We start from the raw sequence: 26491 nt of genomic DNA on the forward strand, positions 1-26491 counted from the left end.
AGGTGCGCGGCGAGTGGTTCATCGGCCGGCCGGTGATGGTGACGCGCAATGACTCGGCGCTGGGCGTGTTCAACGGCGACATTGGCATCGTGCTGCCAGCGGCCGGGGATGGCGGCAACCTGCGCGCCTGGTTCCTGGACGGCCCGAGACTCCGCTCGGTCGCAGTCACCCGGCTGTCCCAGGTGGAATCTGCATTTGCGATGACGGTGCACAAGAGCCAGGGCTCCGAGTTCGAGCATACTGCGCTGGTGCTGCCCGAACAGGCAGGCCTGCTGCTGTCGCGCGAACTGGTCTACACCGGCATTACCCGAGCCCGTGAGGCGTTTTCGCTGCTCGCGCCGCGACCCGGCCTGATGACCCAGGCCGCCTCGCTGCCGACGCGCCGCGCCAGTGGCTTGCTGGACAGGCTGCGCACCACATGACCCGCACACACGATCGCGGGCACGGACTCAATTTTCAAGATCGGGGAAGGCAGTTCATTCATGCCCAATGTCATCGTCATCGGCAATTGCCAGGCCGCGCCGCTGGCGCACATGCTGGAGCAATTGCCGGACATCGCCACCGCCCGCAGCATTGCGGTGCATGAGCGAGGCTCCAAGCGCTTCGCCGAAATCGACGCCGAGCTGCAGCCCTTGCTCGACCGCGCCGATACCCACGTCTTCACCTTTCCCGTCAAAGGTGAGCATGGCGGCTATTCGACCGACGAGCTGCGCCAGCGCACGGCCAAGGTCAAGACCATCACCAACCTGTTCTTCGACGGTCTCCATCCGGACGTGACCTATGTCGGCCAAATGAGCGCGCGCCTGCAATCGCCGCTGGGCGACTACCACAGCAAGATCATCCTCGACGCCTTTTGCGAAGGCCGTTCCGAAGCCGAGTGCCGGGCCATGTTCAACGCTGCCGAATACGAGCGCCGCGGCTACTTCCAGGCCTACGACAGATCGGCCAAGGAACTGCTGGCGCGGGACAAGGACGTGGACGTGCCCTTCGCCAAGGAGTTCCTGGGCCTGGTCCGCCAGTTTCCCACGCTGATGACCTTCAACCACCCGACCTCGGTCGTGTTCCAGGCCTATGGCGTGCGGCTGGCCAAGGAACTGGGCTTGACACTGCCGCAGTTCCCCGCGCCCTATGTGAAGAACCCGCTGGCCGGCTCCGTGCTGTGGCCCGTGTACAAGGAGCTGGCGCAGGCCCACGGACTGAAATACGGCACACCGATGGTCTTCCGCCAGGCCGACTCGCGCGGCGGCTGCTTCTTTGGCCTGCCCGATCTCATCAAGCGCAGCTACGCGCTGTACACCCACCTCGGTGATGCGCTGAAAGCCGCCTGGTCGACACCCGCCACCGCAACCGAGTCCTTGTGACGCGAGTCACCTGCCGGGCCCAGGCTGCCTGGCGCAAATCGTCGCCCACCTGCCTGTAGCGCGCCTGCAGCCGCTCGCGCACATGCAGCGCGATGTTGACACCTTGCCCAGGTCGCCTTGCACCTGCGGCAGGGCCAGCGCGGGCTGGCTGACGGGTTCAGCCGGGCAGCACTTCGATGCGGATGATCAGGAAATAACCGTCGCGCGGCTGGCCATGCAGGTTCACGCGCTGGCCTTCCAGTGCCTGCAGCGCGGGGTCAGTGAACGGCGAGCCGCCGGCACGGCGCAGCGGGTGCAGGTCGCCCGCATCGTCGCGCAGCAGCGTGGCCTGGTGTTCACTCTTGCTGCCGCGGGCGCGCTCGGCCGATTCGAGGCGGCCGCAGAGGCTGGCGGTGCAGGCGTTTGGGTCGTTGGTGGACATGGCGGTTTCAGCGGCCATGCAGGCGGCGCACGTGCAGCAGTTCGCCGTCCTGCTCGGTCAACACCAACGCCACCAGGCCGGCTGCTGGCGAGTTCAGCGGATGTTCGGTCGGGTTCAGCGCCCGCCGGCCGTTCACCAGGTGCACCACGCGCTTGCTGGCCTGTGCCTGCAACCCGCCGCGCACCTCAAAGCTGACGGGGGCCAGGCTGGGATCCAGGCCGGACTCACGCAGCATTGCGCGCAAGGTGGTGGTGGCGGCTTCACCGGGTGCCGTTTCGCTGTTCACCAGCTTGGGCAAGGCCTTGCCCAGCAACTGGCCGTCTCGCGCCAGCTTTTCGCGCCGCAGGCCGCGCACGGTGCGGTCCTGCGTGCCGGCAAAGGCCTTCTTGAAGGCCTTGGTACGGTTCAGCGCGTGGCCTTCGAAGGCGACAGGATGCAGCGAAGGGTCGCCCAGCAGGCAGAACTGGGCCAACGTCTTCAGGTCGCAGGGGTCCAGGTGGGTGCGCGCGCCGGCAAAGCGCTGGCGGGCTTCCAGCATTGCCCGGCCGGTCGACGCACCGGCCAGCACCTGCAGCAGGAAGTACTGGCAGATCAGGTCGGCCATGCCGTTGCCTTCGCTGGGGCCGTAGGCAATCGTGGTGCTGCCGAACACCGCGCTGGCGCCGTCCAGCAGGTAGGCCAGTGCAATCCCGGGCTCGTCCACGCCACCGCCGGAGGGCACGGCCAGCGCCGGGTCGTACAACTGGGCGCCATAGCAGCATTCGGCGGCCACCACCGTGCCGGCGCTGATGCGGCCCTTGAGCCTGCGTGCGCGATGCGCCACAGGGAACTCGCTGACGCCCGGCGGCTGGCCATAGAACTCTGGCATGTCCTTGGCGCCGTGGCAGTTGATGAAGTGCAGCCGCGCAGCCAGGTCCGCCGGCTTCCATGGCAAGGCCTGTGGCGGCACCAGGTGCAGCGCGCTGGCGCTGCCGAACAGGGTCTTCATGCTCAGCCTGGACGATGCCTCCCAGGCCTGCGCGCTGATGCCAAAGGCCTGGGCGTAGTCGTTGCGCGGGCGCGAGATGCTGCGCGCCGACGCGTCGATCAGCAATGTCAGTGCACTCGGCTCGCGCGCACCGGGCAGGTCCGGCAGCCGGCCGACGACGCGGGTAGGGCCCTGGAAGCGTCCGGGGTCGGTGCTGTAGGCGGCGTCGCAGGCATAGGGCAGGTCGCTGGGCACCAGCTTGTCCGGGTCGCCGTTGGCAGTGCTGAAGGCTGGGTTGCGCAGCGGCACCAGGGGCAGCACGTCGGGTCCGCCGAGCAGCAGCAGGTAGTGCGGAGACAGTGCAGCGTAGAGGCGGTCCACCGCCTGCTTGATTTCCTTGGGCGTGGGCTCGGCCGAGACGGCGCCGCCCCAGGGCTTCATCGTGGCCGCATCGTCCAGGTGGATCACCCGGCTGTCGAAACCGCGGCGTGCATCGGCCTTGACCAGGCGCTTGAGCGCCGCATCGACCTTGGCCAGTCCTTTTTCACCGTACTTGCGCTGCAGCGCCGCGCGGTGCATGAGGATCAGTTTGTCCTCTGCCATTGACGATCTCCCCTTGGTCCCTTGGTTGGTATTGGCTGCGTGCGATTGCCAGGCGTGCCGGCTTGGCATGCTGGCGGTGGGCAGCGAGGGATTGTGGGCTTGCCCTGCCGCGCTGCGCAATGCAGGCGTGGTAAAGCAGGGCAGCGCGCTTCAGTGGCCGGCGGGCGGCGTGTCGTCGGCGGCGGGCGAAGCATCGTCGGCCGCAGGCTCGACGAGTGGTGGGGGCGGCGGCGCGAGCGCAGCTTGGCGCAGCTCTTCGACGCGCATGCCTTCCTTGAGCAGCGCGCGGCGCAGCCAGTCGGGCTGGGCGCCTTGGCCGTCCCAGGTTTCGCCGGTCGTGGGGTGGCGGTATTTGGGCGGCAGGTCGGGAATCAAGACCGGTTCGGGGGCCGGGGTGTCCTGCAGCAAGTCGTCGATCGTGATGCCCCAGAACTCCATCAAGGCCTGGATCCGGGCGAGCACCACGCCGCGTTCGCGTCGGTTCAGCGGACGGTCGGCACCGGGTTCGGCGTCAGCGTTCGCGTCCAGACGCGCATCATCGGCCGGCTCATGCTCGTGCATCGGAATGGGGAACCCGAAGAAGAAGAGGCTGCGCACCGCGCCAGCGCGGTGCGCAGCGGATCAGGCTTGAGCAGCCTGGTCAAGTTCGCGGCAAGACGGCGCGCAGACCGCCTGTGCCTTGCCCAGCAGCTTACGGGACTTCAGCTGGGCACGTGGGCGATGTTTGCCACACAGGAAACACGACATGGTGGCGGCGCCAAACGCACCCGTCGCAGAGAAGGGAGAACCCGCTACTTTCGAGCGGTAACGAAGACCACCAGCGTCGATGGAGGTCTTGGGATCGTCCTTGGCCAGAATGCGCTCCTCAAAATACAAAATGGTTCAACAACGGCTGCCGGATCCTTCGGGGTTGACCCCCGAAATCATGAACGCCCAAGGCTTTCACCCTGGATCACCTCCCCTGTAAGACGAATGAGACGATAGAAGCGCTCCGGCCAGCCCCTCATTATCGTTCATCTGCAGGATTCGGGCCAGCCCCGGGTTTCTCTCGGGATTAGGGGTTCTGCCGAGAAGCCGCCGTCTTTTGCACGGACGGGCGCCATTTTTGACGCCAATCTCGTGGTTTACCCGCAAGATTTCTCTTTCCGAGCGCTGCGTCCCATCGACGAAGCGCCGGCTGTTTCGAGTCGAAACTTTTTGGGCGCGCCTGTGAGGGCGCGCGGCTGCGCTGCCTGAGGCGGTCATCTCTCCCGCCCGGCCTCTTGTCGCACCTTCTGCACAGGGGAGAGCAGGTACTCCAGCACCGTGCGCTGTCCTTGCTGAATTTCCGCACTCACCATCATGCCCGCCTGCAGCCGCTGGCCATAGTTCGAGAGCTGCGCAGCTTGGGGCGCGATCAAGGCCTTGTAGGTCGCTTGGGCTGGCAGGGGCATTTGCGTTGAACCCGGCTTCGGGTCCGTCGCATCCGCGCTGATCTGCAGCACCTGCGCATCGATCAATCCGTACTTCTGGAACGGATAGGCCGCCACCTTGATGCGCGCCACCTGGCCGGGCACCACAAAACCGGCGTCCTCGTTCTTGAGCAGCACTTCCGCCTGCAGCAGGTCCCCCTGCGGCACCAGGTTCATCAGCAAGGTGCCTGCCTGCACCACGGCACCTGCGGTGGTGACGCCCAGGTCCTTCACCACCCCTGCCTGCGGCGCACGGATCTCAAGGAACTCGTCTCGCACATTGGACTTTTGCAGGTCCTGTTTCGACCTGGCCAGCTGGGTTTGCAACTCCATCCGTTCGTTCTCCAGATCCGCCCTGTAGCTGGACTGCAGGGCGGTGAGTCGGCTCCGTGCCTGGGCAATCGCCGCCTGGAGGCTTTCCAGCGTGGCAGCCTGCGCCTTCATGTCTTGCTCGCGCTCCATGGCCTCACGCTGTTTCTCCACCGCTGCCAACTCGCCCACGAAGCCTTCCTTGTGCAGCTTGTCGTAGGCCAGTGCAGATTGCCGATACGCCGGCAAGGTGGCGCGCAGCTTCTCAAGCACCTGCCGCGCGGCGGCGTCTTCCGCCTGGGCTTTCTCCAGGGTGTTCTGCTCCTGCGCGATGGCATCCAGATGGGCACGTCGCCTGGCCTGGTATTGCGCCAGGACCTGGGATGCAAGCATCGGCAGCCAATCGGGTCGGGCCCTTGCCTGGCTTCCGGGGTTGTCACCCAAAAGCGTGCCGTCTCCCATCAGCATGCCGAGGCTCAAGCTGGAAGGCTCTGCCAACTCGGCTTCAGCCCGCCGCAGGCTCAAGGTTTTCAGCCACACGTCCCGCTCGAAAGCCGAGCTGTCTGCCTGCGACAGGCGAGGGTCCATGCGGAAAAGCAGTTGGCCTTGCGCCACGGTGTCGCCTTCCTTCACCAGGATCTCGCGCACCACCCCCGCTTCGGCCGGCTGCACCAGCTTCACCAGGCTTTGCGGCACCAGCCGGCCCTCGGCCACCGCCACGATGTCCAGCTTGGCCCAGGCCGCCCATGCCAGCATCAGCGCACAGGCAGCCACCACGACACCGCCCACCACACGCGGCATGCTGGCTGGAGGCCGTTCCTGCAGGGCCAGCAGATCGGGCGCGAAGTCCCAGGCCGCGCTCACTGGTGAACCTTCGTGCTGCGCACTCCGGTGTTCGCCCTTGGGACGGCCCGGCGCGCTCACAGCCAACCCATCAGTTCATCGCGCCGCGGCGATGGCGCATTGGGGCGGTGCTTGCGCGAGGCCATCGCTGCGTCGTTTGCATCCCCTCCGCCCAAGGCCGCGCCAGCCCATTGAGGCGATCCGGCCGAGCCATCAGCGCCTGTCACATCCTCCATGAGGTCGACGCGCTCACCCCACAACGCCATCTTGGCGTTTAACCCATGCCATGCAACCAGGACTGGCGAGAGCATGCCCACAGCAGGGACTGAAGGTACCTGTGTGTCCACACCTGCTGAAGTGGTGTCTCGCCGCACCAGGGCGTGCCGCACGGCGCCACCCCAGAACTTCCGCCCGATCCAGGGCTCGTCAGCGTCAAAGGCGTCGATACCGACTTCAGGTGTGCCAGGTGCAATGGCCAAACTGCCAGACCCTGCCGCCGCAGCCTCCAGCTGTGCGGCCGTCGAGGTTGTGCCATCTCCCCAACGCGCGTTCTCGACCTTGTACGCCGTGCCGTTGTACCAACCCGTCATGGTGACCGAATCGGTGCCTGTCTTGGACTTGATGACCATGTCGTTGCCCACCCGGCTGACCAGCACGGTGCTGGCGTTGATGCCGGTGCCGAACTCCAGCCAGTCCGAGTTGCCAGCCGTGCTGTCACTGTCACTGAGCAGATCCTGCCCGTCGCCCACGGCGAAGCGGTAGGTGTCGTTTCCTGTGCCCCCGATGAGGTAATCGTTGCCAAGGCCACCCACCAACGTATCGGCGCCTTCATTGCCTGTAAGCGTGTTGGCCGCGGTGTTGCCGGTGAGCAGGTTCTTCAACGTGTTGCCGGTTCCGTTCAATGCGTCGGTGCCCAGCAGCATGAGGTTCTCGACATTGGTGGCCAGCCCGCTCAGCGTGACGGTGGTCTGGATGGTGTCGGTACCAGCGCTGGCGTCCTCGGTGACAACATCGGCGACGCCGTCCACCACATACACGTCGTTGCCAGCGCCACCCGACATGCGGTCCGCACCACTGCCGCCGTCCAGCGTGTCATTGCCGGCTGCTCCGCTCAGGGCATTGGCACCCGCGTTTCCGGTGAGCTGGTTGTTGAGGTCATTGCCCGTGCCGCTCAGGTCCCCAATTCCCAGCAACACCAGGTTTTCGACATTTGGCCCCAAGAGACTCACACTCACGTAGGTCTGAACGGTGTCCGTGCCTGCACTGGCATCCTCCGAGACCGAGTCGCCAGCGTCGTCTATCACGTAGACATCGTTTCCGCCGCCACCCGCCAAGCTGTCCATGCCAGCGCCACCGTCCAGGGTGTCATTGCCGCCGGCACCAGTCAGGGTGTCGTTGGCCGAGTTACCCGTCATCACGTTGGCAAGCCCGTTCCCAATCGCACTCAGGGCATTGGTGCCCAGCATGGTGAGGTTTTCCACGTTGTTCGCCAAGCCGGTGAGGCTGACCGTGGTCCGAATCGTGTCCGTGCCTTCGCCCGAGTTCTCGGTCACCACGTCGCCGGGGGTGTTCCCCATCGTCGCTGTATCCACGAAATAAACATCGTCGCCCACGCCGCCGCGCATGGTGTCCACGCCAGCCCCACCGTCCAATGTGTCGTTCCCGTCCAGGGCTGTGAGCAGATTGCCTGCGCTGTTGCCGGTGAGCCAGTTGCCAAGCTCGTTGCCCGTGGCGCTCAGGCCGGCCGACCCAAGCAGCACCAGGTTCTCCACGTTGCTCACCAGGTTGCCCTGGAGGGCGACGGAGGTCTGGATGGTGTCCACACCTTCGCCTTGGTTCTCGGTCACCAAGTCCCCTGTGGCGTCCACCAGGTAGACATCGTCGCCCGCACCGCCTTGCAGCACGTCACTGCCCAGGCCCCCGTCCAAGACATTGGCGGCCGAATTGCCCACCAGCAGGTTGGCCAGGTCATTGCCCGTGGCATTGAGGGCATTCGCCCCCAACAACACGAGGTTCTCGACAGTGCCACTCAAGGCCCCCAACTGAACGCTGGTCTGCACCGTGTCCGTCCCGGCACCGGCCGCTTCGGTCACGAGGTCATCGGCGCTGTCCACCACATAGGTGTCGTTGCCATCGCCTCCGCTCATGTTGTCCGCGCCGGCACCACCGTCCAGGGTGTCATTGCCGGCGCCTCCTGAAAGGGTGTTGTTCGCGGAGTTGCCGACCAATTGGTTGTCGAGTTCGTTGCCAGTGGCACTGAGCAACGACGAGCCCAGAAGCACCAGGTTTTCGACATTGCTCACCAAGTTGCCCAGCAGGGTGACGGTGGTCTGGATGGTGTCCAACCCTTCGTTCAGGTTCTCTGTCACCACATCGCTTGTGCTGTCCACCACGTAGACGTCATCACCCGCACCACCCAGCATCGCGTCGTTGCCGGCACCGCCGTCCAGGGTGTTGGCCGCGGCATTGCCGGTCAGGGTGTTCTTCAGCGTATTGCCGGTCACACTCAGCCAGTTGTTGCCCAGCAAAAGCACGTTCTCAATGTTGGCTGCCAAATTGCTGAGCGTCACGTAGGTCTGGATCGTGTCCGTCCCCTCGCTGGCGTTTTCCGTCACCACATCGCCATAGTCGTCCACCACGTAGACGTCATTGCCCGCGCCGCCGACCAGGCTGTCCGCGCCTGCACCGCCATCCAGGGTGTCGTTGCCGGCAAGTCCCGTGAGCACGTTGTTGGCGTAGTTGCCCGTCAACCGATTGGCGCTGTCATTGCCAGTGCCGCTGAGTGCCTGGTCGCCCAGCAGTTCGAGGTTCTCCATGTTGGTGATCAAGCTGGACAGGGTCACCGTGGTCCGAATGGTGTCGGTGCCTGCGCTGGCATCTTCGGCAACCACGTCGCCCGTCGTGTCAACCATATACACGTCATTGCCGCCGCCCCCCACCAGGCTGTCCACGCCAGCGCCGCCATCCAAAGTGTCGTTGCCGTTGCCGCCCATCAGGGTGTCGTTGGCCACATTGCCTGTCAGCACATTGGCCAGCGTATTCCCGGTCACCTGCAAGGCATTGCTGCCGAGCACCGTGATGTTCTCGACGTTATTGGCCAAGGCAGCCAACAAACTCACCGTGGTCTGGACCGTGTCAGTGCCTTCGCCAGAGATTTCGGTCACCGCGTCGCTGGCCGAATCCACGAGGTAGACGTCGTCCCCGGCGCCGCCCTTCATGATGTCGTTGCCGGCGCCGCCATCCAGGGTGTTGCCGGCAAGATTGCCGATGAGCTGGTTGTTGAGCCCGTTGCCCACGCCGCTCAATCCATCGGAGCCCAGCAAGGTGAGGTTTTCAACGTTGGCGAAGAGCCCGGCGACGGAGACATAGGACTGGACCGTGTCGGTCCCCTCGCCAGAGTTCTCGGTGACCAGATCGCCGGCGTCGTCCAAGACGTACAGGTCATTGCCGGTGCCGCCGACCAGGCTGTCCGCGCCGGCCCCGCCGTCCAGTGTGTCATTGCCCGCAGCGCCGGTCAGTGTGTTGCTCGCGGAGTTGCCGGTGAGCGCGTTGGCGAGTCCGTTGCCGGTGCCGTTCAGCGCTTCGGATCCCAGCAGCACCAGGTTCTCCACTTCGGAAGCCAAGCTGCCCTGCAGGTTAACTGCGGTCTGAATCGTGTCGATGCCCTGCCCGGAAGTCTCGTTGGCCGAGTCATTTGCCGAGTCTATGACGTACACGTCATTGCCCAGGCCGCCATACATGGCGTCCGAGCCAGCGCCTCCATCCAGCGTGTCATCGCCGCCAGCGCCGTAGAGCGCGTTGTCCGCGCCGTTGCCAGTGATTCGGTTGGCAAGCGTGTTCCCGGTAGCGCTGATGATGCCAGCACCGGTCAAGACCAGGTTCTCTACGTTGTCGGCAAGCTGCGTCACCGTCAGGCTGCTTTGCAGAGTATCCGCGCCTTCTCCCGAGTTCTCAATCAGACTGACGGTTCCGGAGTCCCACACAAAAACATCATCGCCCAGGCCACCCAACAAGGTATCGGCCCCCCCGGCGCCGACCAGCGTGTCGTTGCCATCAGCCCCGCTCAATGAATTGGCCGAGGAGTTGCCCGTCAAAACATTGGCATTCAAATTGCCCACACCATCGATGGCGGAAGAGGTCAACAGGGTGAGGTTTTCAAAATTACTGGTGAGCGTATAACTGATCGCGGCCTTCACCGTGTCCACGCCCTCGTTCAGCTGCTCAACGATGATGTCTCCGGCAACATCCACCACATAAGTATCGTTTCCGAGACCACCCACCAGGCTGTCGGTGCCAGTGCCGCCATCGAGCGTGTCATCACCCGCCAGACCAAACAAGGTATCGTTGCCACCAGTACCACCAGCCAACGAATTGCTGCCAGAATTCCCAGTCACAGTGTTGGCCAGATCATTGCCGCTGCCATTCAGCCATTGCGACGTCCCCTCGTCGAGCAGCAGTGATTCGACATTAGAGGCCAAGGTGTAAGTGGATTTGGGAGCATAAGCGACCACCAGGTGAACGGTATCCAACCCAGCATTGGCATTCTCCGAAACGGCTGCATCAGACTCATCGACGAAGTAGACATCATTTCCCGCGCCACCGAGCATCCTGTCGGAGCCCAAACTTCCCACCAATGTATCCGCGCCATCCCCTCCAGTCAGGTTGTCATTGCCAAGCCCCCCCTGCAGCCCGTCATTACCCGCTCCACCGGATAAAGTGTCGTTGTCAATGCTTCCAGACATCACATCATCGCCCGCGGTACCCACCATCGAATCAGCGCCGAATGTCCCTGAGATAATCAAACTCGAAAGTAACTGCACCTCTGCGCCGTCGATCTCAATACCATAAGAGGCAGACTGATTCGCGTCAAAGTATGAATCTATCGTTATCCGATCAAGCCCACCAAAATCCAACACAAGATCATCTGTACCGGCAAGCCTGATCTTGACGTCACTGGCAGATATTCCAAGAATATCGAATATTGCCGGCCCTGCCGATCCGGAAAAACCGTCATACATTATCAAATCCGCGCCATCGCCACGGCGAAAGCCAATGATCTGTTCGTTGCTAGCGAAGATGGTATCCTCACCGGTTCCACCTTCAGTATACACAGATCCTGCGGCCTGCAGCCAATCGTCTCCACCTCCTCCGATCACCGTGCATGGAACGCCTCTTATTTCAAAGGAGTCATCTCCATCCCCGCCGTCCAATGTTGCAGAAATGTATCCGCTCTCCGGACTGTAGTTAGACAAATAATCATTGCCTGCATCTCCATAGAGATACCCCCCACCGCCCAGGGAATCATTCCCCGCATCCCCGTGCAACAAGCCATTGCCTTGCAAGAAGTCGTCACCATCCCCGCTCGCCAAAGTATCCCCACCGATCGAAGAATGACCGACCAACGTATCATTTCCTAGCCCCCCATTTATAATGGTCGGCCGAGAAAATCCGTCAATGTAGTCATCGCCGACTGTGCCGGCAGTGATTAGATCGCAAATCTGAGCGAGGCTCCAGATGGTTCCATCGGCAAAATCAATCTCCTGGAGAGGGTTTTGCGGAGTAACCACCCCGAACGGATCGTTATTCCATGAGAAATTCTGAACTAATATCGAATCGCCCGATGGGATGATTTTAATCAGCAAGTCAATGGGACCATTTATCCATTCATCCTTATCCGGGTCATAATATTGCCGATAGCTTCTCGAAAGAGATATATCACTCGTCGCGATCCCGCTACCAAAATTTAATGTACTGAAGGGGGCATCCCGAACGGGTGGCAACGTGCCGCCGACACCAATGGTGTCGTTTCCATCGCCCAAGTTAAACATATATGAACTACTACCGAGTGCATAAATTGAGTCGTTGCCTGTACCGCCTCGAAAGAGGTCTCCACCGTCGTAATCCATCAGGGTATCATTTCCGGCCCCGCCGTCCAATACATCTTCTCCATCACCGCCATCGAGATAATCATTACCCTCATCACCAATGAGAGAGTCGGCCCCGCCATACCCAAAAATGTGATCATCACCCCAGCCGCCATCCAATATTTCCATGGCAGACGTTGTGTAGGTTCCAAAAATCGTGTCGTTGCCACCGGCGCCAAAAACCTGATGAACCGGTGCGCCATCCAATGAGAAGGTGAAGTTTGTCGTGACCTTGTCTTGCACCCAATCCCGCAGCAGGACGCTGTCGCCACCAATGTTCAGATTGGTCATTGCGCCAAAATAAGCATTGCGCAATGTCAGATATTGCCCTTGGGCCGGATCCCCCAGGGACAGCGTGAGCGACCCGTCCGCATCGGTGTCCGCCACGGCGAAATCACCGTTGACCTGCAACGTGTCATTGCCGCCGCTATCGCCTATCAGGTTCACGGGCGCCGCCGAGGCATTGGGGGCAGCGGACAGCTGCGCACCGGCCCCATCCACGTCGCGGGTGGACTGGTCCGGAACGGCGATCTGCTTGTCGTGAACTTGGGCGACGGCAGAATCGACCGTGACGCCCTGCGGTGCCCGAGGAATGGCAATCGGGATCGCCACCGCACCGAAATCTGCATCCCAGCCTACGGGCGTGGAGGGGCCGGCCGTAGCCACTGCTCCCGCCTGTTGCGCGCTGGCAGGACTTTCACCGACGCTGTCGCCCACATCCAGGATGTAGAGATCGTCCCCCGCGCCGCCGTAGAGGTTGTTCGTGCCGGCACCACCGATCAGTGTGTCGTTGCCATTGCCGCCGATCAGTGTGTCGTTCCCGTCTCCGCCATCCAGCCAGTCATTTCCCGAATAGGCGGAAACGACCGAGCTGTCGGTTTCGTCTTCGCCCGCCAGCCAGTCGTCACCAGCGCCGCCCAGCAGCGTGTCATCCCCGCCATAGCCGAAAAGGGTGTCATTGCCTTCGCCACCGTCCAGATTGTCAGTGCCATGATATTCGGCCGCAATGTCATCGGCATCACCCAGCATGATGTCGGCATCGTCACCGCCAATCAGCGTGTCATTGCCGCCCCCGCCAACCAATTGGTCGGTGCCGGCTTCACCATCTAGATAATCGTCGCCATTATACTGAGGGTCCAGATACGTGGCGTTGTCGTCACCCCAAATGGCGTCGGAACCCGTGCCGCCATACAAGGTATCATCACCACCACCGCCCACCAACTGGTCGGCGCCGTCTTCCCCATCCAGATAATCCTTGCCCTGATACCTTCCTTCAAGGGCCAGGTTGGGATCATCGCCCCACAGCGAATCGTTGTCTGCTCCGCCATAAAGTGAATCTTCGCCTCCATTGCCAACGAGGATGTCAACACCATCTTCTCCATCTAGAAAATCATCACCCCACAGCAAGGTCTGGTCGGAGTAGTTTTTGGCAAGGTTCGCGGATACATCACCCCATAGCGTGTCGCCGCCAGCACCACCATACAGGGTGTCGCCTTTGCCTCCGCCAAACAGTCGATCGTCGCCATCTTCCCCGTCGAGGTAGTCATTTCCATGGAACGAGACGTCGCGGATGGCCCAGCCCACGTCGGGGTTGTCGTCTGAATCGCCGTACATCAAGTCGGTGTCTGCGCCTCCAAAGAGCTGGTCGTTGCCGCCACTGCCATTGAGGTAATCGTTCCCAGCACCACCGTCCAAAAAGTCAGCGCCATGGTATTGCCCGGCTACCTGGTTGATGTCGTAATCGCCAATGAGGGCATCCATCCCATCGCCACCTTCGAGAATGTCATCACCGCCCATGCCGTCAATGCCATCTTGCCCTGCACCTCCGGTGGCGCGATCGTTGCCAGCGGAGGTCATGATGTTGTCGTTCCCGGCTCCGCCGTCCACTACGTCGCCATCGGAACCCACCGGCGCATTGACACCATCCCAAACACTTGAGTAAGGGCCGGCGAGGTAGATCCCCCAGCGCGCCCCTTCGGTGATAACTTGCTGGCCCGCCGGCGGATTCCAATCGTCTGTCGTCTTTTCCCGCTGCAGCGTGCTCAGCGTGGCGCTGCTGCTGATGTAGTCATTCCCGTTGCCGCCCTGGATGTAGTCACTGCCGGTGCCGCCGCCAATCAGGTCATCGCCTTCGCCGCCATCAATCCTGTCGTTCCCCGCCCCGCCATCCAATGCGTCATTGCCACCCAGGCCATTGATCTGCTCTGCCGCAGAGCCACCGTGGATGACGTCCGAGAAATTGACTTCGGTCACGCCGCCCGTGAGCGTGCCGTTGGCCTGCCATGTGGTGGAAGCCCAGTCATAGGTATCGTGATTGGCCCCAGTCAGGTTCGCCGGCCGCTGATCGCCATTGAAGGTTTTGGAGATGACCCCGGTGTCATGCAGATTGATCGCCACGCTGTTGCTGTTGACGCTCGCGCCCTGGCTGACGTAATTCACCGAAAGCGTGGAGGTGGAATCAGCGGTGACATCGCCATCTTCAATCAAGGCAAAAGTCACCTGGGTCTGCCCTTCGGCCAGCGTGATGACCGCGCCATTGGCAGTGACCGTGCTGTCGCCAAGAATGGCTTTGAACTGGCCCGAAGCCCCGCCTGTCAGGGCCAAAGTCAGCGTGTCGCCAGCAGCAGCGGCGCTGTTCAGGCTGATGGTGAACGATCTGCCGCCTCGCTCAAGAATATCGGCAGTCGGCCCCGCCAAGGTTTGACTACCAGCCGGCGTTTGAGCATAGGGGTTACTATTGGCTCCCGGCTGCACATCGACCTTCTTCTCGAGCTGCAGTTTAATTCCTAAATAGCCTGCACTTCCAAGCAACTTATCAACGTCAACATTCGAGATCGTTATCTCGTTGCCGTCGCCCAAGGCAAGACCACTGATGACCAGGGTCTTATGATCGTTGTCCAAGCTGTAGATGTACTGGAAATCATCGACCACCCAGGCGTCGAAATTACCTTCCAGCACGTGCTGGACGGACGTTCCACCAGAGAGAGCTGTCCCGCCGATTCGGATTTCTCCGAGGCCGTCTTGGTCGACGATGCTATCCAATCCATCGCCGGTGGAGAATATATATGAATCTTTTCCCAGCCCGCCCTTCAGGGTGTCATTGTTCAAACCGCCAATCAGAGTGTCATCATCAGCGCCACCATCTAGCACGTCACCGCCGGCCTGGCCCAAGAGGTAATCCAACCCCGTCCCGCCGTAGATCACATCCCCTTTCTCACCGCCGACCATCAAGTTATTGTTCAGCCGGTTGCCCGAACGCGCGTCATCGACACGTGCATCCAGCTGTGCTACCGATGTCTGATCTGCTTTGAAATAGATGGCTGCGGCATTGGATATCACAGATTGGTTGACATCCGGTGCATTGGCGCCATGAAGTCGATTCGCGTATGAGACAAACGAGCTGTAAGCCAAGGACAGGGCTTGGACCAACGTAGGCACTGCCCCTGAAGGCAGCAAATTGCCGCTGCCAGCCAATTCCAAATTGGCGTTTTTTACGATCTGATCATAATTACCCTGAGCGCCCACCAAATAATTGGTACCGTTGGCCACCTTCCCATCTGGCGAGACGCTCCACTTGGCATCGTAGCCAAAAATTTCTGACCGATGCTGGGTCAGCATGCCATAGATCTGCTTGGCTTCGATCTGCTTGGCGTCGGCCTCGGTTGCCTGAGCACCGTTGTACAAACCAAAGATATTGGACTCAAGATACCGACGCGCAGCAACGCCGCCGCTTGGAGAAGCGCCACCATTTGATCCATACCGGATTTGATACCATGCCTCAGCTCGATTTCCCTCTTTGAGGGCTTGGCCTAAGCCGGGACCTAACAAGTTTGCTGGACTCGCACCCTTTGATCCTCCCCAACCTAACGACATCAGTGCCAGCTTCTCAAGGGTGAGATCAAAGTTGCCAACTTGATATTTAGAAAGAAATCCATTAACATCCAGTTCGAACCCAGGTACCAGGAAGTTGAATACCGATTGAATTTGCCCCACATCCAGCACAAACGTGCTAGGCGAACTCGCGTGAGTCTTGTGGTACTCCAACATGGTCGCATTCAGCAGATCATTCAATGGCTTGGCATCCGAACCATTCAAGTTAGGCTCCCACGCCTTGTTAGTGGTTGGATTTTTGGTGGCGACGGCGACCAGCGATTTAGTCAGGTCTTTGTCTATAATTCCCCCAAACGCGATATTTAAGATGGCATCAACTTTATCGCTATTTTGCAAATTGAAGCCAACTCCGATGGTGGGTATCCCTTTGCCATCAGTGTATGCTGTGGTAGCCGGATCTCCACTTTGCTCAAGCGTCAGCAAGATGTTGTAAAGTAGCGTATTGTATTGATTCTGAGATAATGAATGGGCTGTAATGGTCATGATTGGTCCTCCTGCTGGTTTCTATTAATTTCTATAATCTGCGCGAAATGAGCATACCCATGGATATGTGGGTTGCAATCTATCAAACATGCTCAACTGAGTAACTTGCAGATGCAATTCGGCAGGCTCCGCAGCATTCTTTGCTTTTGCCACTACGAATTGATAAATGGCGTAGTGGGCGCCATCGCGAATCAGCCATTGCCTTGGCCCTGTTTGGAACCCCATGTACCGATCTTCGGCCGATCGATTACCCTTATCATCCCCCACCCAAGAAGTTGCATCCGATGGAAACCAAGATAGCGTTGATATGGAATTCTTGACCGGCCGCTCGGCCGTTCTGGAACTTGTATCCCAACCGTCTCGCTTCAGGGAAACCAAACGGTATAACCACTGCTCAGGTCGCGGAGTATTAATCAAATGATATGAGTTGGGATAAAGCGCTGTACGCTGCAACGCCCAATCTTGAGACTCGAACTCGCGCAATCCGAGTTCCAAACCTTCACCAGTCCAGCTACTCATCAGTTGCATATAGCCGGCTCTATATAATTTCTTATCCAAAGTCTCCCACATCACCGACTTGATGCGCTCATGGCCATGCGTAAGTAAGCCGCTACTCAAGAATAGCCCACTGGACCGTGACTCATTGATATATGACAGAATGTCTTTGCAAGCCGGGTCACTTCTCTGTCCCTTGCTATCGCCGTTTTCTGGCTCCCTATAGAATTCAAACGTGGATATCGTCATGGCGGCGCCGACTTGGCCAACAACCATACTCGCGATAAAAAATGAAAGAAGCGTTCGAGATAAATTCATGCTTGACTCCCTTGTTCCCAATCTGGATTTACAAATATTGGCTTTTAATCCGGCCATCTCAATTTGTCACGTCTTCTAGGATTGAGCTAGGCAGATCCACCGGCGAACTGGGCATTGCCATGGCTCGTCCATACCCAGTTAGTCCATCCCGTAGGTTGTACTTCTGCACATCCAAACGCGCCCCGCGAGCGTGCTCTGATTGATCGGCACCGGAATCAATCTGCGCTAGCGCCTCATGAGCCAAGGCTCCAGCATCAAAGAACTTCACTAGCCTTGCATTCCGCCCGTGGACTAGCACTTCACGCACAGGTGAGGTATTGCTCGCAATCAAAGGAGTGCCACACGCCATTGCCTCCAGCAAGGACCAACTGAGCACAAACGGATAACTCAGATAGACATGTGCGCTGGAGATTTGCAGCACTTTGATGTATTCCGCCCGCGGAATGCGCCCCATGAAATGCGTGCGCAACGGGTCCAGCTTCACATCGCGCAGCATCTGTTCACGCCAGTTCGCCGCGTCCTTGGGCTTGCGCCCGTAGCTCACGCCGTCCCCGCCCACGATCACCGCGTGGCAACTCGGGTGCTGCTGCTGAATCTTCTCCAGTGCCCGCATGAAGATGTGAAACCCACGGTAGGGCTCAAGGTTGCGGGCCACGTAGGTGATGACGGGTTTGGCAGGATCGTTCGCGCGCAGCAGCTCTCCGCTGGGCGTGCGGATGCAGGCCTGGGGGGCCGGCCCCAGTGAGTCCACGTCAATGCCTTCGTGCTGCACTTGAATCTTGGGCTGGAAGAATTCCGGGTGGCGGCTGCGCTGCCAGTGCGTGGGGCTGATGGCCACGTCGCAGTTCGTGAGGTTCAGCGTGTGCAGCGCGTTCCAGGTGCGAATGCGAGCCCGGTCGTCAAACGTGAGCGGGAACTCGGGGTCGAAGCCCAGGTCCGCGCCCTCGGCGTTGTAGTACCACTCGCAGAGGTGCACCAGCTTTGAGTCCGGGTACACGTCTTTGGCGTAGAGCGTTTCGCCCCAACCGGGGTGGGCGAGGATCACGTCTGGCGTGAAGCCGCTTTGGCGCAGCTGCAGCATGGCGCGCGCGGTGGCCTGGCCGTGCAGCGTGGCGGCTTCCATCTGGCGCAGGTAGGGGTGCTGCTCTTTGCGGCCCAAACGTGCGAGCTTGTAGCGGTAGAGCTTCTGGAAGCCCGGCAGGCCGGGCGAGGTTTCCCGGCCCAGTGCGCGCACATCCCAGCCGGGGCGGGCAGCCCAGGCCAGCGCCATGTGGCCGAACTGGCCTGGGAAGTTCTGGTGAATGATCAGGAGTCTCATCTCAGCGATCTCCCTGTTCCGAAACGATGCCGTCCGGGACTGCGCCAATGGTCACCACCCTGTCCACCTTCAGTGCCTTGGGCAAGCCGTGCGCAATGAACACCATGCTGACCTTGCCTTTGAGCTGGTTGACCGTGGCGGCAAAGGCTTCGGCGGTTTGGGCGTCCAGCGCGCTGGTAGCTTCGTCGAAGATCAGCACCTTGGGGCCTTTGAGCAGTGCGCGGGCAATGGCCAGGCGCTGCTTCTGCCCACCGGAGAGGCCCACGCCACGCTCGCCAATCTCCGTTTGATAGCCCTGGGGCAGGGCCTCGATGGTGGCGTGGATGCCGGCCATGCGACAGGCGGCGGCGACTTGATCCAGCGTGGCGCCGGGGTTGGCGGCGCGCAGGTTGTCGAAGATGCTGCCGCTGAACAGCGTGGTGTCTTGCGGCACCACGCCGAAGGCACTGCGCAGCTCGTTGGCCCCGAGGTGGCGAATGTCCACGCCGCCGAGCTTGATCTGCCCCTCGCTGGGCGGGTAGAAGCCCAGCATCAGCTTGGCCAGCGTGCTCTTGCCACTGCCCGAAGGGCCCATGATGGCAATGGCCTGGCCGGGTTCAATCGTCAGGTGGAAGTGCTCGAACAGCAACGGCAATTCGGGCGCGTAGCGAAAGGCCAGGTTCTGGATTTCGATGCGGCCTTGGTCGGTTCCAGCCAGCCCGCCGCCCGCGCGTTGCGGCGTGAGCGTGTGGGGCTCGGTGGGTGCGTTCATCACGTCACCCAGGCGCTGCACCGCCAGGCGGGCCTGCTGGAATTGCGCCCACAGGCCCACCAGGCGCATCACCGGCTGGCTGAGCTTGCCGGCAAACATCTGGAAGGCGACCAGCATGCCGATGGTGAAGCTGGGCTCGGTCATCACCTCCCAGGCGCCCAGCATCAGCACGCCCAGGGTCATCAGCTGTTCCAGGGTGTTGGCGGCGACGTTGTAGGTGTTGCCAATCTGCTTGGTGTGAAAGCCGCTTTGCAGGTAGGCCGCCAGGAAGCCGCCATAGCGCTGGCGCAGCAAAGGCTCCATCTGCAGGCACTTCACGGTCTCGAAGCCGGCAATGTGTTCGGTGAGAAAAGCCTGGTTGCGCGCGCCCAACTGGAATTGCTCGGCCAGCCGGGCCTGGAAGATGGGCGCCACCACCGCGCTGGCCAGCGCGATCAGCGCCAGTACGCCCACCACCACGCCCGAGAGCAAGGGGCTGTACCAGAGCATCACGCCCAGGCAGATCAGCAGAAAGGGCAGGTCCAGCACCAGCGTCACCGCGGTGCTGGCGACGAATTCGCGGATGGTTTCCACCCCGTGCAGCCGCGCAGCCACCACGCCCGTGGGCCGGTGCTGGAAGTAGCGCAAGGGCAGGCCCAGCAAATGGCCCCAGACGGTGGCGCCCAGCACGGCGTCCACCCGGTTGCCGGTGTGCAGCACCAGGTATTGCCGTACCCAGCTGAGCAGGCTGGTGAAGACGATGAACAGCGCCATCGCCACGCCGATGGCGATCAAGGTGCTCTGGGTGCGGTGCACCACCACCTTGTCGATGATGGCCTGGGTGAACAGCGGGGTGGCCAGCGTGATGACCTGCAAGGCCAGCGAGGCCAGCAGCACGTCACGCCATACGCGGCGGTGCTTCAGCAACTCGGGCACGAACCAACGGAAACCAAAAGCGGTCTGGCTAGGCGGTGCGTCCGGGTCCGCCACCTGGGGCGTGCTGGGCTTGCTGAGCCATGCCGTGCCGCCGAGCATGGGAAGAAGTTCTGCCACGCTCAAGCGCAAGGGCTCGATGGTATTGGCCTTGAACAGCAGGACTTGCAGGGCGGTGCCCGCCTCCGAGCCGGGTGGAACGGGCGCCGTGTCGACGGTGGTGATGATGGCCAGCTGCGCAGAGGCCTCGGTGGCATCCTCTGCTGCGGGCCGCAAGTTCACCAGCAGGGGCAGCGGCAAGCGGGGCAGGAGGGCTGCCAACGCCTCGGGCTGTGCCGGAAGCGGCATGGGCTCGCACCGCAAGCCCAATTGCCGCGCGGCGGCCAGCAAGCTGCTGTCACTGCACGGCGGTGGGAACTCGCGCAGCACCAAGCCGGCCGAGAAGGGCCGCTGGTGCAGGGCACACAAGGAGCCCAAGGCCCACAGCCATTGCGACTGAGGCAGCACCTGTGCCGAAAACTCGATGAAACCGCGCTGCTGCTCACGCGCAGGAGCACCCCAGCGCCCCCGCCAATGCGAAAAATCCATGGCCCCCGCCCTGACTGTGTTGTTGTGTGAGCTTTGTCAGAGAGGCATCGCCGCTTGACCTGCGGCACCTCTTTGCAAAACTTCACTGCAGTCTAGGCAGCTGCTTATGCGTTTGGGTAAGTTTGTGGGGTGACCACATCCACCAAATTAGGGAGGAAGCACTTTATGCTGCCGGCCGGGCCGGCTTCGGGTGGCCGTTATGGCGGCAGGCCTGGGGGCACCCTCAGGTGGTAGCGCGCACCGGCAGGACCGTGCCTGAACAGTGGCCCAGGCCGATGCGGCGCGCGCCTTCGCGCTGGCAGAAGGCGCGCAGCGTGATGGTGTCGCCGTCTTCCAGGAAGCGGCGGGTTTCGCCGTTGGGCAGCGTGATCGGCTGCTTGCCGCCGTTGGTGAGTTCCAGCAGCGAGCCGGCTTGTTCGGGCTGCGGGCCGGAGAGGGTGCCGCTGCCCAGCATGTCGCCAGGCTGCAGGTTGCAGCCGGTGATGGTGTGGTGGGTGATGAGCTGCGCCACGGTCCAATAGGCGTCGCGATAGTTGGACTGGCTGAGCCGGATGGCAGGCTCACCGGCTTCGCGCATCCTGGGTGTCTGCAGCCAGACTTCGAGCTGGATGTCCAGCGCACCGCTGGCCTGGTTGGCGTCGCTGGCGAGGTAGGGCAGCGGAGCGGGGTCGCCTGCAGGGCGTTCGAAGGCGGCGCGGAATGGGGCCAGCGCTTCCAGCGTGACGATCCACGGCGAGACGGTGCTGGCGAAGTTCTTGGCGCCGAACGGGCCCAGCGGCTGGTATTCCCAGGCTTGCACGTCTCGCGCGCTCCAGTCGTTCAGCAGGCCCAGGCCGAAGATGTGCGACTCGGCCTGCGCCAGGCTCACCGGCTCGCCCAGTGCGTTGCCGGGGCCGACGTAGATGGCCAGCTCCAGTTCATAGTCCAGCCGCTTGGTGGCGCCCAGGAACGGCAGCTCGGCCTCGGGCGGCTTCAACTGGCCTTGGGGCCGATGGAAAGGCTGGCCGCTGGGGATGATGGACGAAGCCCGGCCGTGGTAGCCGATGGGCACCCACTTGTAGTTGGGCAGCAGCGGCTCGTCCGGCCGGAACAGCTTGCCGACCGTAGTCGCGTGGTGGATGCCGGTGTAGAAGTCGGTGTAGTCGCCGATGCGGCAGGGCACGCTCATTTCGGCTTCGGCCTGGGGCAGCAGGCAAGGCGCGAGCGCGGCTTCGTACACGCTGTTGGCCAGCAGCGCTGCCGAGAGTGCGGCGCGCAACTGATGGCGGGCCGCAGCGGGCTGGCCCATCAGGTCGTTCAGCTCGCCAGCGGCCAGCGGCAGCAGCAGGTCCTTCAGGCCGTCGGCCCAGCCGGGCACGTCGGCCGCCAGCTTCAGGTCCAGGATCTGGTCACCAATGGCCACGCCGATGCACCAGGCGTCTGCGCTGCCGGCTCGGCGGAAGCGGCCGTAGGGCAGGTTCTGAACGGGGAAGTCGGCTTCGGCCGCGTTCGCGGAGGTTACCCAACTGCTCAGTGCCGGGTTGAGGGTCATGTCGGAGGATGCGGTCATCGGGAGATTCATTTCAGTTCGAAGCGGCAAAGCGGTCTTGCAGGCCGGCCCAGCAGGCGGGGTAGTCGGCGTCCAGCGCGCCGCTGGGCTGCATCGCGTAATCGGTGGGAATGAAACGGTAGCGGCTCTCGAACATGAAGGCCAGTGTGTGGTCCAGCTTGTGCGGCTTCAGCTCGGCGCCGCTGGCTTTCTCGAAGGCTTCCTGGTCGGGGCCGTGCGGCACCATGCAGTTGTGCAGCGAGGCGCCGCCAGGACGGAAGCCTTCGGGCTTGGCATCGTACTGGCCGTAGACCAGGCCCATGAATTCGCTCATCAGGTTGCGGTGGTACCAGGGCGGGCGGAAGGTGTCTTCGGCGACCATCCAGCGCGGCGGGAAGATCACGAAGTCGCAGTTGGCGGTGCCGGGCGTGTCCGAAGGCGAGGTGAGTACCGTGAAGATCGACGGGTCGGGGTGGTCGAAGCTGATCGAGCCGATGGTCATGAAGTGCTGGGTGTCGTACTTCACCGGCGTGAGGTTGCCGTGCCAGGCCACCACGTTGAACGGCGAGCGGTGCGCGTCTGCCGCCCACAGCCGGCCGCCGAAGCGCTTGACCAGTTGGTAGCTGCCGGCCGGGCCGATGGGTGTGTCGTCGAAGGCGGCGACCGGGGCCTGGAAGTCGCGCGCATTGGCCAGGCCGTTCGAGCCGATCGGGCCCAGCTCGGGCAGGCGGAACTGGGCGCCGTGGTTCTCGCAGACGTAGCCGCGTGATGGCCCGTCCGGCAGCGCGATGCTGAAGGCGATGCCACGCGGCAGCAGTGCGATCTCTCCGGGCGCGACGTCCAGCAAGCCCATTTCAGTGGTGATGCGCAGCCGGCCTTGCTGCGGCACCAGCAGCATCTCGCCATCTGCATTCACCAGCGCGCGCTGGTCCATCGAACGGCCGCAGACGTAGACCAGCGCGGCCAGGCCTTGCTGGGCTTCGACGTCGCCGTTGGACGCGACGGTGCGCAGGCCGTCGACGAAGTCGAGCGCGGCCGCATCGTCCATCGGGAACGGACCCCAGCGCAGCGGCTCGGGCGGCAGCACTGCGCCCTCGGGCTTGCCGGTCACCCAAAGAGGTTGTGCATAGGGCTGGTAGCGGCCAGCGACCACCGAAGGCTGGCGGCGGTACAGCCAGCTGCGGCGGTTCTCATGCCGCGGCGCGGTGAAGGCGGTGCCCGAGACCAGCTCGGCATAAAGCTCGAACGGCGCGCGCTGCGGGCTGTTGCGGCCTTGCGGCAAGGCGCCGGCCACGGCTTCGGTGGCGAACTCGTTGCCGAAGCCGCTCAGGTAGCGGAGGGATGTGTCAGACATGGAAAAAGAGGTGCATCAATCAATCGAGGGTGATGTGGTTCGCGCGGATCAGCTGGCCCCAGCGTTCGCGCTCGGCGCGCACGTGGTCGGCCATCTGCTGCGGCGTGCCGGGCAGGGCTTCGAGCGCCAGCGTCTGGAAGCGGGCCTTGACAAAGGTGCTGTCCAGCGCTGCCTGCAAGGCCTTGTTCAGCTTGGCCACGGTTTCGGGCGGCGTGCCGGTGGGCACGACCAGGCCCTGCCAGGCATAAGCGACGAAGTTCGGCAGGCCTTGTTCGGCGAAGGTCGGGATCTCAGGCAGCACCTTCAGGCGCTGCGGGCTGGCCACCGCAATGGCCTTCAGCTTGCCGCTGCCCAGGTACTGCTGCACGCTGGCGGTGTCCATCATGCCGAATGGGACCTGACCGCCCAGCAGGTCGGTGACAGCAGGGCCGGCGCCTCGGTAGGGCACGTGGATCAGCTTGAGGCCGGTGCGCTCGCGCAGCAGCTCGGTCGCCAGGTGGTGCGGGCTGCCGGCGCCGGCCGAGGCGTAGCTGGTGCCGTCCGCATGGCTGTTGGCCCAGGCCAGGAATTCCTTCCAGTTCTTCACCGGCACATTGGGCGCGACCACCAGCAGCAGCGGGAAACGTGCCAGCAGGCCGACCGGCGTGAAGTCCTTCTCGGCGTTGTAGCTGAGCTTGCTGAAAAGCGCCGGGTTGGCGGCCAGCGTGGCGAAGTCAGCCGTCAGCATCACGTTGCCGTAGTCCCTGGACTTGGCCACGTAGTCGGCGGCAATGTTGGTCGCGGCACCGGGCTTGTTGTTGACGACGATGGGCCGGTTCAGCGTCTTGCTCATTGCATCGGCCACGGTGCGGGCCACCACGTCCGAGCCGCCACCAGGCGCGTAGCCCAGCACCCATTCCAGCGGCCGGTCCTGGGCCTGCGCAAGCAGCGGGGAGGCGGTCGAAGCCAAGGTCGCCAGCAAGGCGGCACGGCGGGAAACGTGGGTGGCGGTCATGCGTTGTCTCTCAGGTCGTTGTTCTTGGGCGCGGGGCCGCTGTCGCGCGCGGCCTGCAGCGCTTCGAGCAGCACCGGAAGCTCGCCGATGTGGTTGGCCAGCAGCAGCACCAGGCGCGCATTGAGCGCGTGGCTGGCGGCGGTGTCCAGGTCCTGGTGCGCGGCGATCAGGGCTTCATAGAAGTCGTCGGGGGCTGCCAGGTTGGGGGTGAGGATCAGGGCCATCTTGGTGTCCGGTGTTCAGCGGGCCAGCGCGCGCTGCAGCGCGGCGCGGAGTTCGGCCTGGCCTGCCGCGTCGGGCAACAGGCGCTCCCAGCGTGCGGCGAGGTGCTGGTCGGGGCGCAGCAGCAGCGCGCTGCCGGGCAACAGCGCGTAGCGTTGCGCCAGCAGGCCTTGCGTGTCGTCTTGCGGACGCAGGTGCAGCAACTGCAGCGGCGCCAAGCCTTCAGCGGCGTGGCGCAATGCGGCGTCAGACCAATCGTTCGCCTCATTGAAGACCAGCAGCGTGAAGCCCCGGTCGCGCTCAGCCAGTTCGCGTAGCAGCCACCGCGCTTGATCGCCCTTGGCTTGCAGTGGTGCATCGGCTGCCGGCGCACCGGGCACCATGCGGCAACCTTCGGGTGTCTCGCTGGCCGTGTTCAGCGTCGAGCCGGTCAGCGTGCTGGGCAGCGAGAGCCGGCCGCTGTTGACCAGGCTGCGGGCGAACGGGTGGTGCTTGGCGAGCTGCAGCACGGCGTCGCGGAAGACGCGGCTGATCTCGCTCTTGGGTGTGATGAAGTCGGTGGACCGGGTCGAGTTCAGGATGTTCTCGTCGGCCGCGGCTTCGCGTTCGTCGGCGTAGCTGTCCAGCAGGGCGTCGCTGCCCCAGCCTTGCAGCACGGCGGCGAGTTTCCAGGCGAGGTTGTCGGCGTCCTGCACGCCGGAATTGGCACCGCGGGCACCGAAGGGTGACACGCCGTGCGCCGAGTCGCCGGCGAACAGCACCCGGCCGTGGCGGAAGCGCGGCATGCGGCGGCAGGCGAAGGTGTACACGCTGGCCCATTCGAGCGTGAAGTCCTGGTCCTCACCCAGCAGGGCGCGCACCCGCGGCAGCACGTTTTCGGGCCGCTTCTCGACCTCCGGGTCCGCGTCCCAGCCGAGCTGGAAGTCGATGCGCCAGATGCCGTCGGGCTGCATGTGCAGCAACACGCTCTGGCCGGGATGGAAGGGCGGGTCGAACCAGAACCAGCGCTCGGCCGGCTGCGCGTGTTTCATGCGCACATCGGCGATCAGGAATCGGTCACGGAACACCCGGCCGCTGCTTTCCTGGCCCAGCATCTGGCGCAGCGGCGAGCGGGCACCGTCGCAGGCAGCCACGTACTCTGCCTCCAACGTGTAGTCGCCTTCGGGTGTGCTGACGGTCAGCCGCACGTGGTCTGTTTGCTGGGCGATGCCGGTGACACGGTGATGCCAGCGCAGGTCCAGCTCCGGCAGTTCGGCCGCACGCTCGACCAGGTAGCCCTCGACCGCATGCTGCGGCAGGTTCACGAAGGCCGGCCGCTCATGGCCGGGCTCGGGCAGCAGGTCGAAGCGGTAGATTTCCTCGTTGCCGAAAAACACCTTGCCGACGTTCCACTTCACACCCTTGGCGACCACGCGCTCGCCCACGCCCAGCCGGTCGAAGATCTCCAGCGTGCGCTTGGCAAAGCAGATGGCGCGCGAGCCGGCCGAGAGCTGGCTGTCCTCGTCCAGCAGCACGACCGGCACGCCGCGCTGCGCCAGGTCAATGGCCAGGCTCAGGCCCACCGGCCCGGCGCCGACCACGACCACCGGCCGGCGCACCGGCGTGACGGCGTCCTGGTCGGCGCTGCGCTGGTAGCCAAAGCGCAGTTGCTGGAAATCGGTTTCGACCGCGGCCATGGCTCAGCCCTCCAGCGTTTCCCACATCTGGCGGTCACGCTCGGCCGTCCACACCCGAGGGTCGACGTATTGGGTGGCTTCG

At 63.0% G+C, this 26491-nt stretch carries 16 protein-coding genes; 3 read left to right on the plus strand and 13 right to left on the minus strand.

Going from position 1 to position 26491, the window contains the following annotated elements:
• Nucleotides 1–422: ATP-binding domain-containing protein (locus FKP22_RS02105; RefSeq protein WP_170200711.1), on the plus strand; the 422-nt coding region annotated here is incomplete at its 5' end.
• A 60-nt stretch (nt 423–482) separates the two neighbouring features.
• Entirely contained in the window at nt 483–1361 is an 879-nt protein-coding gene (locus FKP22_RS02110) for a WcbI family polysaccharide biosynthesis putative acetyltransferase (protein WP_141284721.1), read from the plus strand.
• Nucleotides 1362–1518: 157 nt separating this feature from the next.
• Here the strand turns inward: FKP22_RS02110 and FKP22_RS02115 are convergent, their stop codons facing one another.
• From FKP22_RS02115 to FKP22_RS02155, 8 genes are all read right to left on the minus strand, one after another.
• Nucleotides 1519–1782: a hypothetical protein gene (locus FKP22_RS02115; protein WP_141284723.1), complete on the minus strand. Its 264-nt coding sequence runs from the start codon at nt 1780–1782 to the stop codon at nt 1519–1521.
• A 7-nt stretch (nt 1783–1789) separates the two neighbouring features.
• Complete coding sequence (locus FKP22_RS02120) at nt 1790–3352, minus strand: C25 family cysteine peptidase (protein ID WP_170200712.1); 1563 nt, start codon at nt 3350–3352, stop codon at nt 1790–1792.
• 150 nt (nt 3353–3502) lie between these two features.
• The gene (locus tag FKP22_RS02125; protein ID WP_231011173.1) at nt 3503–3949 is read right to left on the minus strand and encodes an H-NS histone family protein; all 447 of its coding nucleotides are present in this window, start codon (nt 3947–3949) and stop codon (nt 3503–3505) included.
• A 644-nt stretch (nt 3950–4593) separates the two neighbouring features.
• Nucleotides 4594–5976, minus strand: a complete 1383-nt coding sequence (locus tag FKP22_RS02135) for an HlyD family type I secretion periplasmic adaptor subunit (protein ID WP_231011172.1) — start codon at nt 5974–5976, stop codon at nt 4594–4596.
• 56 nt (nt 5977–6032) lie between these two features.
• The gene (locus FKP22_RS34330) at nt 6033–16253 is read right to left on the minus strand and encodes a calcium-binding protein (protein ID WP_141284727.1); all 10221 of its coding nucleotides are present in this window, start codon (nt 16251–16253) and stop codon (nt 6033–6035) included.
• A gap of 24 nt (nt 16254–16277) precedes the next feature.
• Entirely contained in the window at nt 16278–17066 is a 789-nt protein-coding gene (locus FKP22_RS02145) for a hypothetical protein (RefSeq protein ID WP_141284729.1), read from the minus strand.
• Between the two features lie 58 nt (nt 17067–17124).
• Entirely contained in the window at nt 17125–18384 is a 1260-nt protein-coding gene (locus FKP22_RS02150; RefSeq protein WP_141284731.1) for a glycosyltransferase family 4 protein, read from the minus strand.
• A gap of 1 nt (nt 18385) precedes the next feature.
• The gene (locus tag FKP22_RS02155; RefSeq protein ID WP_231011171.1) at nt 18386–20347 is read right to left on the minus strand and encodes a peptidase domain-containing ABC transporter; all 1962 of its coding nucleotides are present in this window, start codon (nt 20345–20347) and stop codon (nt 18386–18388) included.
• 46 nt (nt 20348–20393) lie between these two features.
• On the opposite strand from FKP22_RS02155, the gene FKP22_RS33675 reads away from it, so the two are divergent.
• The gene (locus FKP22_RS33675; RefSeq protein WP_231011170.1) at nt 20394–20546 is read left to right on the plus strand and encodes a hypothetical protein; all 153 of its coding nucleotides are present in this window, start codon (nt 20394–20396) and stop codon (nt 20544–20546) included.
• Between the two features lie 312 nt (nt 20547–20858).
• On the opposite strand, the gene fahA is transcribed toward FKP22_RS33675, so the two are convergent.
• The 5 genes from fahA to FKP22_RS02180 are packed head-to-tail and all read right to left on the minus strand — an operon-like array spanning nt 20859 to nt 26409.
• The gene (gene fahA / locus FKP22_RS02160) at nt 20859–22184 is read right to left on the minus strand and encodes a fumarylacetoacetase (protein WP_141284735.1); all 1326 of its coding nucleotides are present in this window, start codon (nt 22182–22184) and stop codon (nt 20859–20861) included.
• Nucleotides 22185–22197: 13 nt separating this feature from the next.
• Complete coding sequence (gene hmgA, locus FKP22_RS02165) at nt 22198–23517, minus strand: homogentisate 1,2-dioxygenase (protein WP_141284737.1); 1320 nt, start codon at nt 23515–23517, stop codon at nt 22198–22200.
• 19 nt (nt 23518–23536) lie between these two features.
• On the minus strand, nt 23537–24511 hold the full coding sequence (locus tag FKP22_RS02170; RefSeq protein WP_141284739.1) for a Bug family tripartite tricarboxylate transporter substrate binding protein: 975 nt from the start codon (nt 24509–24511) through the stop codon (nt 23537–23539).
• Nucleotides 24508–24735, minus strand: a complete 228-nt coding sequence (locus FKP22_RS02175; protein ID WP_141284741.1) for a DUF2783 domain-containing protein — start codon at nt 24733–24735, stop codon at nt 24508–24510. The genes FKP22_RS02170 and FKP22_RS02175 overlap by 4 nt, the downstream gene beginning before the upstream one ends.
• Before the next feature lie 15 nt (nt 24736–24750).
• Complete coding sequence (locus FKP22_RS02180) at nt 24751–26409, minus strand: FAD-dependent oxidoreductase (protein WP_141284743.1); 1659 nt, start codon at nt 26407–26409, stop codon at nt 24751–24753.
• Between the last annotated feature and the right edge of the window lie 82 nt (nt 26410–26491).

This window comes from Ideonella azotifigens (assembly GCF_006519715.1).
Classification (GTDB): domain Bacteria; phylum Pseudomonadota; class Gammaproteobacteria; order Burkholderiales; family Burkholderiaceae_C; genus Ideonella; species Ideonella azotifigens.